The sequence below is a fragment of the Brachybacterium sp. J153 genome, from assembly GCF_036311905.1.
Lineage (GTDB): Bacteria > Actinomycetota > Actinomycetes > Actinomycetales > Dermabacteraceae > Brachybacterium.
The window spans coordinates 1-12871 of sequence record NZ_JAZDCH010000016.1 but is presented as its reverse complement, the minus strand read 5'-3'; the positions used below and the strand labels follow the sequence as shown (position 1 = coordinate 12871).

The 12871-nt window shown below is 73.4% G+C and carries 13 protein-coding genes; 6 read left to right on the top strand and 7 right to left on the bottom strand.

The features are described 5' to 3' along the window. Positions 1–54: 54 nt before the first annotated feature. Positions 55–993 carry an aminoglycoside phosphotransferase family protein gene (locus V1258_RS08265; RefSeq protein WP_329749188.1) on the bottom strand — a complete coding sequence of 313 codons (939 nt, stop codon included), beginning with the start codon at positions 991–993 and terminating at the stop codon, positions 55–57. 74 nt (positions 994–1067) lie between these two features. Between V1258_RS08265 and V1258_RS08260 the strand changes: the two genes are divergently transcribed. Then, positions 1068–1805: a glutamine amidotransferase gene (locus V1258_RS08260; RefSeq protein ID WP_329749187.1), complete on the top strand. Its 738-nt coding sequence runs from the start codon at positions 1068–1070 to the stop codon at positions 1803–1805. A 50-nt stretch (positions 1806–1855) separates the two neighbouring features. Further along, positions 1856–2740: a GH25 family lysozyme gene (locus V1258_RS08255; RefSeq protein ID WP_329749186.1), complete on the top strand. Its 885-nt coding sequence runs from the start codon at positions 1856–1858 to the stop codon at positions 2738–2740. A 429-nt stretch (positions 2741–3169) separates the two neighbouring features. Here V1258_RS08255 and V1258_RS08250 read toward each other — a convergent pair whose 3' ends face one another. The 6 genes from V1258_RS08250 to V1258_RS08225 all read right to left on the bottom strand — a co-directional run bounded on the left by V1258_RS08250 (position 3170) and on the right by V1258_RS08225 (position 6573). Further along, complete coding sequence (locus tag V1258_RS08250; protein WP_329749185.1) at positions 3170–3619, bottom strand: SRPBCC family protein; 450 nt, start codon at positions 3617–3619, stop codon at positions 3170–3172. 98 nt (positions 3620–3717) lie between these two features. Continuing rightward, complete coding sequence (locus V1258_RS08245; RefSeq protein WP_329749184.1) at positions 3718–4434, bottom strand: DsbA family protein; 717 nt, start codon at positions 4432–4434, stop codon at positions 3718–3720. 111 nt (positions 4435–4545) lie between these two features. Beyond that, the gene (gene pdxH / locus V1258_RS08240; protein ID WP_329749183.1) at positions 4546–5223 is read right to left on the bottom strand and encodes a pyridoxamine 5'-phosphate oxidase; all 678 of its coding nucleotides are present in this window, start codon (positions 5221–5223) and stop codon (positions 4546–4548) included. A gap of 190 nt (positions 5224–5413) precedes the next feature. Continuing rightward, positions 5414–5704 carry a type II toxin-antitoxin system RelE/ParE family toxin gene (locus V1258_RS08235; RefSeq protein ID WP_329749182.1) on the bottom strand — a complete coding sequence of 97 codons (291 nt, stop codon included), beginning with the start codon at positions 5702–5704 and terminating at the stop codon, positions 5414–5416. Beyond that, positions 5701–5934 carry a type II toxin-antitoxin system ParD family antitoxin gene (locus tag V1258_RS08230; RefSeq protein ID WP_329749181.1) on the bottom strand — a complete coding sequence of 78 codons (234 nt, stop codon included), beginning with the start codon at positions 5932–5934 and terminating at the stop codon, positions 5701–5703. Before V1258_RS08230 ends, V1258_RS08235 begins: the two co-directional genes overlap by 4 nt. Positions 5935–6114: 180 nt before the next feature. Further along, positions 6115–6573: an acyl-CoA thioesterase gene (locus tag V1258_RS08225; protein ID WP_329749180.1), complete on the bottom strand. Its 459-nt coding sequence runs from the start codon at positions 6571–6573 to the stop codon at positions 6115–6117. Between the two features lie 374 nt (positions 6574–6947). Between V1258_RS08225 and V1258_RS08220 the strand changes: the two genes are divergently transcribed. From V1258_RS08220 to V1258_RS08205, 4 genes are all read left to right on the top strand, one after another. After that, complete coding sequence (locus V1258_RS08220; RefSeq protein ID WP_329749179.1) at positions 6948–9113, top strand: glucose PTS transporter subunit IIA; 2166 nt, start codon at positions 6948–6950, stop codon at positions 9111–9113. 164 nt (positions 9114–9277) lie between these two features. Continuing rightward, on the top strand, positions 9278–10180 hold the full coding sequence (locus V1258_RS08215; RefSeq protein ID WP_329749178.1) for a PRD domain-containing protein: 903 nt from the start codon (positions 9278–9280) through the stop codon (positions 10178–10180). A gap of 54 nt (positions 10181–10234) precedes the next feature. After that, complete coding sequence (locus V1258_RS08210) at positions 10235–11452, top strand: acetyl-CoA C-acetyltransferase (RefSeq protein WP_329749177.1); 1218 nt, start codon at positions 10235–10237, stop codon at positions 11450–11452. After that, positions 11452–12810, top strand: coding sequence for an acyl-CoA dehydrogenase family protein (locus tag V1258_RS08205; protein ID WP_329749176.1), 1359 nt, complete (start codon positions 11452–11454; stop codon positions 12808–12810). The genes V1258_RS08210 and V1258_RS08205 overlap by 1 nt, the downstream gene beginning before the upstream one ends. Positions 12811–12871: the final 61 nt, after the last annotated feature.

Sequence of the window (12871 nt, the reverse complement as noted above, 5' to 3'; positions counted from 1 at the left end):
CAGCAGGGGCTCGGCTCGCTCAGGCGCCTGCCACGGCCCGCTCACATGGTCCGCTCACGTGTCCCGCGCCAGCAGCAGCGCCGCCTCCGCCGCCCCGTCCATCCACGCCGACTCCTGCACGCAGCGCGCCAGCAGCCACTCCCGCACGCGCCGCGGGTCGAGGCCCGTCAGATGCGCCATCCGGTCGGCGAAGTGGCCGGGCTGCGCGCGCATCCGCTCGGGATCGTTGAGCATGTGCTGCAGCACGTCGTAGTGCGGATCGCCGACGTACGGCTTCGGGTCGATGAGCACCCACGGATCGGGGCCGCCCGCGGAGGCGAGGATGTTGCCCGGGTTGAGGTCGGTCGCGAGCAGCACCTGCTCCCCGTCCCATTCCTCCGGCAGGCGGCGGAACCGCTCGAGCGCGTGGTCGACCAGGTCGCGCGGCAGGCGCCCGGCCGGCGGCCCCGGCGCGGCCTGCGTCGCCGCCTCATCGGCCCATGCGGCGCACATCTGCGCGAGCGGGCGGAATCGCGCCGCCTCCTCCGCCCCGACCAGCGGCTCCGGCGCCACCCACAGCCGGCGCATCACCGCCGCCGCCACCTCGTCCCGCTCCGGCCAGGTCCCCCACTCGGCGAGCGGGGTCCCCGGACGCACCCGGTCCAGCAGCAGCATCGCGGTGTCCCCCTCACGCTCGGCCCGGTGCACGCCCGCCGCGCCATGACCCTGCCAGGCCGCCATCCCGGCCGCCTCGTCGCGCGACTCGTCGTGCGCCCACGCGACCTTGAGCACGCGCTCGGCCCCGTCGGCCGTCACCACCGGCGCGACCCACGCGCTGGACCCGCCCGGCAGGAACGGCGCCGAGGCGCGCAGCCCCCGGCCTTCCAGCAGCTCGTCGACCACGCCGGGGAGCCGCTCCCGCCAGGCGACCAGGCCCGGCTCGTCGCTCGCGAGCAGGCGTGGCGGCACCGGATGCCCGGCGATCTCGGGCGCACGGGGCGGGACGGCGGTCATGTGATCTCCTGCGGCGTCGTCGGCGGGGGCGAGGTCGAGACTACGGCGGGAGCGCGCGGCGTTAGCCTTCAGGGGTGAAACCGTTCGTGCTCATCGCCGCCCGCCCCGAGGACTCCGTCGCCCAGGCCGAGAGGGAGTCCGTCCTGGACTTCACCGGGCTCGACGAGGCCGACCTGCTGTGGGTGCGGGTCGACCGCGAGCCCTTCCCCGACCTCGGCGCCGAGGACCTCTCGGGGATCATCCTCGGCGGCAGCCCCTTCACCGTCTCCGAGCCGGAGGAGACGAAGTCCGAGGTCGAGCGCACCGCCGAGGCGGAGATCTTCCGCGTGCTGGACCGGGTGATCGCCGAGGACATCCCCTTCCTCGGCGCCTGCTACGGCATCGGCACGCTCGGCACCCATCAGGGCGCACGCATCGACCACACGTACGGCGAGCCGCTCGGCGCCGTCGAGGTCACCCTCACCGACGCCGGCCGCGAGGACCCGCTGATCCGCGAGGCGGGCCTCTCCGACACCTTCCTGGGCCTGGTCGGGCACAAGGAGGCGGTGCACACCCTGCCACCGCATGCGACGGCGCTCGCCAGCTCGCCCACCGCCCCGGTGCAGATGTTCCGCGTCGGCACCCGCCAGTACGCGACCCAGTTCCATCCCGAGCTGGACGTCCCCTCGATCATCGAGCGGGCCCGCGCCTACCGCGACAACGGCTACTTCTCGCCCGACCAGATGGAGGAGATCTTCTCCTCCCTCGAACCGCTCACGGTCGACGAGCCGCGCCGCCTGCTGCGCGCCTTCGCCACGCTCTTCGCCCGCTGACCGGGCGCAGCGTCCCGGGCGCGGAGGCGCGGCTCGGGTAGCCTCCCCGAGTGCCCCGATACACGCGCGCGCAGGTCCGCCGACGACAGCTGGTCGCGGCGGCGCTCGCCGTGGTGCTGCTCCTGGTGGTCGGCGGCTGCACCGCCGCGGTGATCGGCGCCCTGCGCGGCAACCCGGACGGCCGGGAATCGGCGGCCCGGACCCCCTTCGCGGCCGACGACGCGGCGATGGCCGTCGCGACGACCCCCGCCGAGGCGCCAATCCGCTCCCAGCTCCCGGACGGCGTCGAGCTCGCCGCCGACGAGACGATGGGCATCGACGTCTCGGGCCACCAGCAGCAGATCGACTGGTCGCTCGTCGCCGCCGACGGGGTCACCTTCGCCTACATCAAGGCGACCGAGGGGGTGGGGCACACCGATACCCGCTTCCGCGAGAACTGGGACGGCGCGGTCGCCGCGGGCGTCACTCCCGGCGCCTACCACTACTTCACGCTCTGCTCGCCGGGCGCGGCCCAGGCGGCGGACTTCCTCGCCGCCGCCCCGCCCGACGACACGGCCCTGCCGCCCGCCCTCGACCTCGAGTTCGACGGCGCCTGCGAGGAGCTGCCCGATGTGGTCGCCGTGCAGGCGGAGATCGACGCCTTCACCGCCGCGGTCGAGGAGGCATGGGGGCGTCGACTGCTCATCTACTCCTCCTCGGACTGGCGCACGCACTACGGCCTGCCGGTCGCCGACTCCCGGCCCGACTGGCTCTTCGCCGAGCGGGATCGCCCGCAGCAGGAGGACTGGGCGGTGTGGCAGTTCCGCTTCGACGGCACGGTCGCCGGGGTCGAGGGAGGGGTGGACGTGGACGTCGCCCGGGTGGAGCTGCTCCGGGAGCACGCCACCATCCCCGACGGCGAGGGCGCGCTCGGGCACGAGGTCGCGGCGGGGTAGGGCTGGTGTGGGGGCGGTCGGCATGTCGCCCGGCCCGGTCCTGGTCCGCCCCGGCTCGCCTGCCCCGGCTCGCCCCGGCCCGCCTGCCCCGGCTCGCCCCGGCCCGCCTGCCCCGGCCCGGCCCGCCCCGGCCCGGCTCGCCCCGGCCCGCCTGCCCCGGCCCGCCTGCCCCGGCTCGCCCGACCAGTCCAGGTCAGCCCCCCGGCCGCTGGGCTGCTGAAAAGCCGCGTGTGGCGTGACCTCAACGCTCCACAGGGCTTGAGGTCACGCCTGGCGCGGAGTTTCAGCAGCTGGCCCGGGGCACGGCTTGAATGGGGGCTGACACGGAGCGGTATGGGGGGACGTCACCGGTCCGCCCGGCCCTGGCCCGCCCGGCCTCGGTCCACCGGCCCGCTCCGCCAGCCCCGCCCCAGCCCCCGGCCCCGGCCGTCAGTTCGGCAGGTCGTGGCGGATGACGTGCTCCCGCGCGATGCTCTCGACCAGGGCGTCGAGGGTGGTGGTCCAGTGCTCGAGGAGACCCTGGCGCTCGGCGGCACCGAGCAGGCGCTCCTGGTGGATGCCGATCGTGGTGCCGGTGGCGGCCTCCTGCAGCGTCACCTGGAAGACGGTCTCGTGATCCAGGGTCACCGGGGTCCAGCGCAGCCGCACCCGTCGTCCCACGTGGCAGCCGACGACGCGCCCTCGGATCCGAGCCCCGTCTCGCACCGGGGCGCCGACCATCTGCGGCACGGACTCGACGCCGAGCCACTGGGGGAGCCACTCGCCGAGCAGGCGCCGCCAGACGTCCGAGGCGGGGGCGGCGACGGTGCGGGTGACGCCGAGCTGCCACCCGGCGTCGCGGGTGAGGCCGACGGGCGTGGGCGAGATTTCGGTCTGCATGCGGCCAGCGTAGGGGCGCTCCGCCCGGCCGGAGCCTACGTACCGGAGGCGTCCTCAGGTGTTCGACTGCCCGTCGCCGGGAGGCCACCCGGGGTCGGTCAGGCCCGCTCGATCGCCTCGCGCACGGAGCCCGCGGCGGCGAGGTCGCCCTCGAAGATCTCGCCGTCGATCATCACCACGGGGGTGCCCTGGACGCTCTGCAGGGCCTCCGGCTCGACGACCTCCTGCAGCCACGGCAGGTAGGTGCCGGCGGCGACGTCCTCGCTCACATCCACGCCGGTGGCCTCCTGGATCCGCTCGACGAGCTCCTCGTCGGTGAGGCCCTCCTCGCCGGGCTGGTTCCCGAACAGCGCCCGCTCGGCGTCGAACCAGGTCTGCGGGTCCTCGGTCGCGGCGTAGGCGGCGAGGGCGGCGTTCGCGGCCCGGCCCGAGTACCCCGCGGGGGACGAGTTCGCGTCCAGCATCGGCCGGGGGTGGACCCGCAGCGTGATCTCCCCGGAGCCGGCGAGGGTCTCGAGGTCCACGCCGTGGGTCTCGTGGAAGGTCGCGCAGTGGGGGCAGAGGAAGTCCAGGTAGAGGTCGACGACGGGGCCGTCCTCGCTCGTGGACAGCTCGAGGTACGGCTGGTCCTCGGCGACGCCGGGCGGGGCGACGATCTCCGCCGCGGGGGCGGGCTCCGACGGATCCGCGTCCGAGCCTCGCAGCACCACGACGCCGATGACTCCGGCGATCGCGACGAGGAGCACGAGGAGCAGGCACGCCGCCCCGGCGATCACGACGATGATGAGCGGGCGGCGGGAGCCGGTGTCGGCCATGAGGGGTCCTCGGGGATCGGGCGGCGGGGTCCCGGCCAGCGTAGTCGGACGCTCCCGGGCCGCCTCGGGCGGAGGTCCCCGCCCGTCGGGACCGCTCGGTGCGGTCCGCGGTCAGGGCTGCAGCCGGCTGCGCCGCCAGACGCCGTCGGCCGCCGCCTCGTAGACCAGCCGGTCGTGGACCCGGTGCGCGCGACCCTGCCAGAACTCGATCCGCTCGGGGCGCAGGCGCAGCCCGCCCCAGAACTCCGGGCGCGGCACCTCCTGACCGGCGAACCGTGCCTCGACCTCGGCGTACTGCGCCTCGAGCCGGTCGCGGGAGTCGATTTCCCGGGACTGGCGGGAGGCCCAGGCGCCGAGCTGCGAGCCGCGCGGCCGGCTCGCCCAGTAGGCGTCGGACTCTTCCGCGGGGACCGGGGCGACGGGGCCCTCGATCCGCACCTGCCGCTGCAGCGCGTACCAGGGCAGCAGCAGCGCGGCCCGCGGGGTCGCCGCCATCTCGCGGCCCTTGTCCGAGTCGAGATTCGTGTAGACCACGGCGCCGCGCTCGTCGAGGCCCTTGAGCAGCACGGTGCGGGATCGGGGCCGCGGGGCGCCATCCCCGTCCAGCGCCACCGTGGAGAGGACGGCGGCGGTCGGGTCGGGCAGGTCGCCGTGGGCGTCGCGGCGGGCGAGGGCCTCGTCCATCCAGCGGGCGAACAGGGCGAGGGGATCGGCAGGGGCGTCGTCGGCGAGGGCGCCGGCGAGGTAGTCGAGGCGGTCTCCCGCGAGGCGATCCGAGGCGCTGGTCATGCCTGCGATCCTAGGCGTGGCGGTGGCGGGGCCGCGGGAGGGAGCCGAGCCCCGTGGTGCGCGGCGCCGCGTCCCCTTGGCGGGGCGAGGGCGTGGCACCGCGGTCTGATCCCCGGCGGGATCGCCTCCACCTCCGGGGGTGCCACGGCCACCGCGCCAGGAAGAGCCGTCGCCGCTGGCGCCTGCCTGCTCACAGGTGGAGCGAGGGGTCCATCCGCTGGTGGAGGATGCGGATGATGTCGACGCCCGGTCCGCGGGGGACGGAGAACAGCAGATGGCTGCCGACGGGGTATCGGCGATACCTCTCGCGGACCTCCTCGACGGAGCGACCGCGGGAAGGATCGGCGGCGAAGCGCTCGATCGCCGCCTGGACCTCACGGACGTACGTCTCCGCCTGCCGGAGGTCCCAGCGTTCGGCGGTGCAGTCCCAGATCGAGGAGAGATCCCTCTGCGCTGCCGGCGTGAGCCGGTAGGGGCTCATGAGGACCTGGCGGAGAGGAAGGCGTCGAAGTCGAGGGGCTCCGCCTCACCGCTGTCCTCCCCGGCTTCGAGCGCGGAGCGGAGGGCGGCGAGCTGGGTCTCCCGGTCCTCGAGCAGTCGCAGGCCGGCGCGGATGACCTCGCTGCCCGATCGGTACCGTCCCGAGGCCACCTCCTGCGCGAGGAAGGCGACGTGGTGATCGTCGAGGCTGACGGAGGTGTTCTGTGCCATCACCCGAGAAAACCAAGGATTGGTAGTGCGAGGAAGGGGTACTGGCCCTGTGCCGCCACGCCGGGGTGGACGACGAGCGGCTCCTGGGTCCTACCAGCGACGTCCCGCGCGGCGGACGACGTCAGCGCGCTTGTGCGGGACCTGCGGGAGGGTCGCCTCGAGATCCTCGCCACCGACCGCTCACGACCGTGCCGACGCCCCCTCCGCCTCGGAGGCGCGGTGACGGGCCGGGACCCGGTCCCGGTCGTAGGTGATCTCGGTGAAGCCGTGGGGCGTAGGGCGGCCCTGCTCGTCGACGTGCACGAACACCATCTCCTCGATGGTGAGGATGCTCTTCTGCGTGAACAGGTTGCGGGCCTCCGCGCGCATCGTGAGCGAGGAGCGCCCGAAGGCCGTGGCGACGAGGCCGATCTCCACGATGTCGCCCTCGCGGGCGGAGGAGACGAAGACGATCTCGGACATGTACTTCGTGACGACGCGCTGCTGCCCGAGCTGGATGATCGCGTAGACCGCGGCCTCCTCGTCGATCCAGCGCAGGAGGCTGCCGCCGAACAAGGTGCCGTTCGCGTTGAGGTCCTCGGGGCGCACCCACTTGCGGGTGCGGAAGGACATGACGGGTTCGGCGGAGGCGTCGTTCATGGTGCCGGAGCGTACCGCCGCCGCGGCCGTCGCGGGGCGCCGGTGTTGCGCACGGAACGTGTGGTGACCAGCACGTTCCTCCGTCGGCTCAGGCCGCGGGCGGGGTGACGACGGGAGCGGACTCCTCGATGCGGACCTGTGCCCCTCGCGCCCCTCGCACCCCTTGCGCTTCTCGAGGATCCTGCTAAGGTCCTCCTCGAACCTCAGAGTTCACTGGATTGTCATCCCCCGTCTCGGCGGGGGAGCAAGACCTGGGACCATGCCGCGCGCCACGACGCACCCGGCAGGGCCCCGGGTCTTTTTTGTTGCCCGCACGCCGAGCCCGGACGCGCAGTCGCGCCCGGGCCACCGAACGAGAGGGGGCGAGGACGCCCATGAGCAGCTCCTCCCCACAGGCCAGGTCGACCGCCGAGGACATCGTCCGCGGCGTCGGCGGGCCCGAGAACATCGAGAGCCTGACCCACTGCGCGACCCGCCTGCGCTTCCAGCTGCACGACGGCGACAAGGTCGACCGCGAGTCGCTGGACGCCCTGAAGGACGTCATGGGCACGGTCCCGCAGTCCGGCGACCGCTTCCAGGTCGTCATCGGCGGTGCCGTCGCGGGCGTTTATTCCCAGATCATGGCCCTGCCCTCGATGGCCGCCGGCGGAACCGCCCGCCCGCAGACCGATGCCGAGGTCAAGGCCGCGATCCGCTCGAAGGCGCGCGGCCGGTGGTCCTGGCTCGACAGCTTCTTCGAGTACCTCTCCGACTCCTTCCGCCCCCTCATGGGCGTGCTGCTGGGCGCCTCGCTGATCATCGCGATCGCCTCCGTCCTCGATGCGCTCGGCATGGTCGACTTCCGCGCCGAGGACAAGTCCGCGACCTGGGTCTTCGTCGACGCGATGTGGCGCTCGGTGCTGTACTTCCTGCCGATCATGGTCGCGTTCAACGCCGCGAAGAAGCTCCAGATCGACGGCTGGGTGGGTGCGGCCGTGATGGCCGCCGTCATGACCCCGGACTACCTGGGCCTCGGCGCCGACACCCCCGGCGTCACCTGCACCACCAACGACCTGCTCGGCACCGATCAGTGCGTCGCGCAGGTGTTCGGCCTGCCCATGCAGCTGAACGACTACGGCGGCCAGGTCTTCGTGCCGCTGCTGATGGTCGCGCTGCTCGCCCTGGTCTACAAGGGTCTGCAGAAGGTGTTCCCCGCGAACCTGCAGCTCGTGTTCGTGCCCTTCGTGTCGATGCTCGTCATGATCCCGGTGACGGCCTTCCTCATCGGCCCGCTCGGCATCTGGGCCGGCAACGGGCTCGGCTCCGGCCTGGCCTGGCTGAACGGCAACGCCCCGATCGTCTTCGCGATCCTCATTCCACTGCTGTACCCGTTCCTGGTGCCGCTGGGCCTGCACTGGCCGCTCAACGCGCTCATGCTGCAGAACATCAACTCCCTCGGCTACGACTTCATCCAGGGCCCGATGGGCGCGTGGAACTTCGCCTGCTTCGGCGCGACCGCCGGCGTGCTGCTCCTCTCGATCCGCCACCGCGAGGCCGAGATGCGCCAGACCGCGACCGGTGCGCTCGCCGCGGGCCTGTTCGGCGGAATCTCCGAGCCGTCCCTGTACGGCATCCACCTGCGCTTCAAGCGCATCTACCCGCGCATGCTCGTGGGCTGCCTCGCCGGCGGCCTCCTCGTGGGCCTGCTTGGCGGCGTGAACACCTCCGTGTTCGCCTTCACCTCGCTGCTGACCATCCCGGTCTTCGATCCGATGCTGACCTACGTCATCGCGATCGCGGTCGCCTTCGTGATCGCGATGGTGCTCGTCTACTTCTCGGACTACATGACCCCCGAGCAGCGCGCGGAGGCGAACGCCGCCCGTGACGCCGCCGAGGCCGCCGCCGCGCCCGTCGCCGCCGCCGCTCCGGAGGCCGAGCGTGAGCTCGCGACCGTCGGCGCCCCCGCGGGTGCTGCCACCGCGGGTGCCGCGGCCGGGTCGTCGGCCGACGGCGCTGCCGCGGCCGACGGTGGAGCCGCTCCGGCCGACGGGTCTGCAGCCCCGGCCGCCGCCTCCTCCGACGGCTCGTCCGAGGGTTCCTCGGCAGGCGTCGTCGTCGTCACCGCGCCCGTCGCGGGCCGGCTCGTCGGCCTCGACGAGGTCTCCGACCCCGTCTTCGCCTCCCGCGCCGTCGGTGAGGGCGTCGGCATCATCCCGGCCGACGGGCGCATCGTCGCCCCGGCCGACGGGCTGCTCGCCACCGTCGCCGCGACCGGCCACGCCTTCGGGATCCTGGCCGACGGCGGCGCCGAGGTGCTGGTCCACGTCGGGATCGACACCGTGACCATGCAGGGCGAGGGCTTCGACGTCCGCGTCGCGCAGGGGCAGCGGGTGAGCGCCGGCGACCTGCTCGCCGTCGTCGACCTCGAGAAGATCCGCGCGGCGGGCTTCGACTCGATCACGCTGGTGACCGTTCCGAACACGGCGACCTTCGCCGCGGTCGAGCCCGCCCCCGCGGGCGAGGTCGCCGCCGGGGACGTGGCGATCACCGCCCGGCACTGACCGGGCACCCGGCCCGGGGCGAGATCGGCCCCGGGCCGGGACCTTTCGGCACGGAGCCTGACGCCCGGTGCGCGTACCCTCCCGGCAGAGGGTGCGCGCTACGGGAACGGCCCGCCGCGGCGGGCCCTCTCGAGGATGAGGAGCGACAGGAGGGTGCGGAGCCGATGCGCGTGCTGCGGGTCCTGAACAACAACGTGGTGCTCTCGCGCGACGACTCCGGTCGCGGCGTGATCCTCACCGGGCGCGGCCTCGGCTTCCGCGCCCAGGTGGGGCAGGAGGTCGACCCCGCGAAGATCGTGCAGGTCTTCGTCCCGGCGGACGGCCGCGACCCGGACCACCTCGCGGAGGCGTTCGCGATGATCAACCAGGAGGTGCTGCGCGCCGTCGTCATCGCGCTGCGCGAGTCCGGGATCGAGAGCGGCGAGTCGGACCGCCCCACCCTCGCCATCGCCGTCGCGGACCACGTCTCCGGCGCCATCGACCGGTTGCACCGCGGAATCGCGATCGAGTACCCGCTGCGCGCCGAGGTGCAGACCCTCTACCCCGAGGAGTACGACCGCGCGCGGCGCCTGCTCGGGGAGGTCAACCGCCTGGTGGACCCGGCGTTGCCCGAGCACGAGACGACCGCGCTCGCGCTCCACCTGGTCAACGCCGGGTTCTCCACGGGTGACCTGTCCTTCACATACACGATGACCGGCGTCATCCAGCAGATGCTCGCGATCGTGGGGGAGCGCTACGGGATCGAGGTGGACCGCCACTCGATGGCCGCCGCCCGCTTCATCACCCACGTGCGCTACATGTTCGTGCGCATCCAGCAGCATCGCCAGCTCGCGGGCGAGCAGTCCCTCATCAGCCGCACCATCCGAGAGGCCTACCCGGACGCCGCGCGCACCGCCCAGCAGCTCGCCGTCATCGTGCAACTGCGCATGGGGGACGAACTCTCCTACGACGAGGTCTCCTATCTCGCGCTGCACGTCGCGCGCATGACGATGGAGGCGGAGAGCGCCGGGGCGGAGGCCACGACTTCCCACGAGGTATCTGCAACCCGTAGTATCACTAACGAGTGAGCGCGGGCCCCTGACGTCCGGCGCTCCGCAGACACCGTCGTCACAGGAGGACCCGTGCCCGAAGCCGTCATCGTCGCCGTCGCCCGCTCCCCGATCGGGCGAGCCCGCAAAGGATCGCTGAAGGACGTCCGCCCCGACGATCTCGCCGCCCAGATGATCCGCGCCGCGCTCGACCAGGTGCCCCAGCTCGATCCCGCCACGATCGATGACCTCCAGCTCGGCTGCGCGATCCCCGAGGGATATCAGGGCGGGAACCTCGCCCGCACGGTCGCCGTCCGCCTCGGCCTGGACACCGTGCCCGGCGCGACCGTCACCCGCTTCTGCGCCTCCTCGGTCGAGACGACCCGCTCCGCCTTCCACGCGATCGTCTCCGGCGAGGCGCGCGCCGTGATCTCCGCGGGCGTCGAGTCGATCTCGCTGAGCACCGGCAAGTTGATGGAGGAGGACGCCCGCGACCCGCTGTTCCAGCAGGCCTGGGAGCGGACCGAGAAGCGCGCGACCCGCGAGATCCCCGCTCCGTGGCACGATCCGCGCGAGGACGGCGAGCTGCCCGACGCGTACATCACCATGGGCCAGACCGCGGAGAACGTCGCCGAGCTGCGCGGCGTGACCCGCGAGGCGCAGGACCAGTACGCCGTACGCTCTCAGAACCGCGCGGAGGCCGCCCGGGAGTCCGGGTTCTTCGCCCGCGACATCACCCCGGTCACCCTCGCCGACGGCACCGTCGTCGACGCGGACGACTCTCCGCGTGCGGGAGTCACCCTCGAGGCGGTCTCCGCCCTCGATCCGGTGTTCCGCCCGGGCGGCACCGTCACCGCCGGCAACTGCTGCCCGCTCAACGACGGCGCCGCAGCGCTGATCGTCATGGAGCGCGGGTACGCGGAGGAGCTCGGCATCACCCCGCTCGCCCGCGTCGTCGCGACCGGAGTCTCCGGGCTCAGTCCCGAGATCATGGGCCTCGGCCCCGTCGAGGCGACCCGGAAGGCGCTCGCGCTCGCCGACCTCACGATCGACGACATCGACCTCGTCGAGTTCAACGAGGCCTTCGCCGCGCAGGTCCTTCCCGCCGCGGAGGACCTCGGCATCGACCACGACAAGCTCAACGTCCATGGGGGCGCGATCGCCCTCGGCCACCCCTGGGGCTCCACCGGCGCCCGCCTGACCACGACCCTGATCCACGGGTTGCAGGAGCGCGACGGCCGCTACGGCCTCGTCACCCTGTGCGTCGGCGGCGGCCAGGGCATGGCCCTCATCCTCGAGAGGATCAAGTGATGACCAGCAACGACACCTCCACCGATTCCGGCTCGAGCGGCTGGGACGCCCCGGCCCCCGGCCACATCTCCCTCGGCGGCAACCCCGGGGCCGAGGAGGACCGTCGGGGGTCCGTGGTCACGGACCGCGCGGTCGTCTCGGCGCCCGACGCGTCGGCCGCGACCCCCGCGGAGCTCCTGCCCGCCACCGCCGACCACTACGGCCTGTTCCAGGACGTCGCGGGCGAGGACCTGCGGGCCTGGGCGGATGCCCGCTCGCTCGCCGACGAGATCCTGCCGCGCATCAACGACTGGTGGGACCGCGGCGAGTACCCGATCGAGCTGATCGCCCGCCTCGGCGAGCTCGACCTGCTCACCGACGGCCTCGACGTCCCCGGTCACCGGGTGCTCAGTCCGCTCGCGACGGGCCTGGTGAACATGGAGCTGTCCCGGATCGACGGCAGCGTCGGCACCATGGTGGGCGTGCAGGGCGGGCTCGCGCTGCGCTCGATCATGCTGCTCGGCTCCGAGGAGCAGAAGGAGCGCTGGGGCGACTCCCTCGCCCGCGGCACCGAGCACGCCGCCTTCGCCCTCACCGAGCCCGACCACGGCTCGGACTCGGTCTCGCTCGAGACCGTCGCCCGCCGCGACGGCGACAGCTGGGTGCTCTCCGGGGAGAAGCGCTGGATCGGCAACGGCGCCGGCTGCCACCTGTCGGTGGTGTGGGCGCGGGTCGATGACCCCTCCGACGAGCAGCTGAACGGGCAGGTCAGCGGGTTCCTGGTGGACCAGTCCCTGCCCGGCTACGAGGCGGAGGTTATCCGCGGCAAGGTCGCGCTGCGCGCCATCCATCAGGCCCACATCACCCTCACGGATGTGCGGGTGCCGCTGGATCAGCGCCTGCCCGGAGCCCGCTCCTTCAAGGACACCTCCCGCGTGCTGTTCGCGACCCGCGCGGGTGTGGCCTGGGGCGCGCTCGGCCACGCGACCGCCTGTTACGAGGCGGCGCTCGAGCACGCGACGACCCGGATCCAGTTCGGCCGTCCGCTCGCCAAGGCCCAGCACGTCCAGGTGCGGCTCGCCGACATGCTGCAGACCCTCACCTCGATGCAGCTGCACTGCCGCCGCCTCGCGGATCTCGAGGCCGCCGGCGCCATCCGGCCGGAGCAGGCCTCGCTCGCCAAGGTGCACAACACCCGTGCCGCCCGTGAGATCGCGTCGAATGCCCGCGATCTCCTCGGCGGCTCCGGGATCCTGCTCGAGAACCGCGTGGTCCGTCACCGCAGCGACCTCGAGGCCCTCCACACCTACGAGGGCACCGACACCATGCAGTCCCTCATCGTGGGCCGCGCGATCACGGGGGTCAGCGCGTTCGCGTGAGCCCGTCGGCCGCGGGGCGGCCGGCGGGCCGGCTGTCGGCGGCCAGCGGCCGACTGCGGCG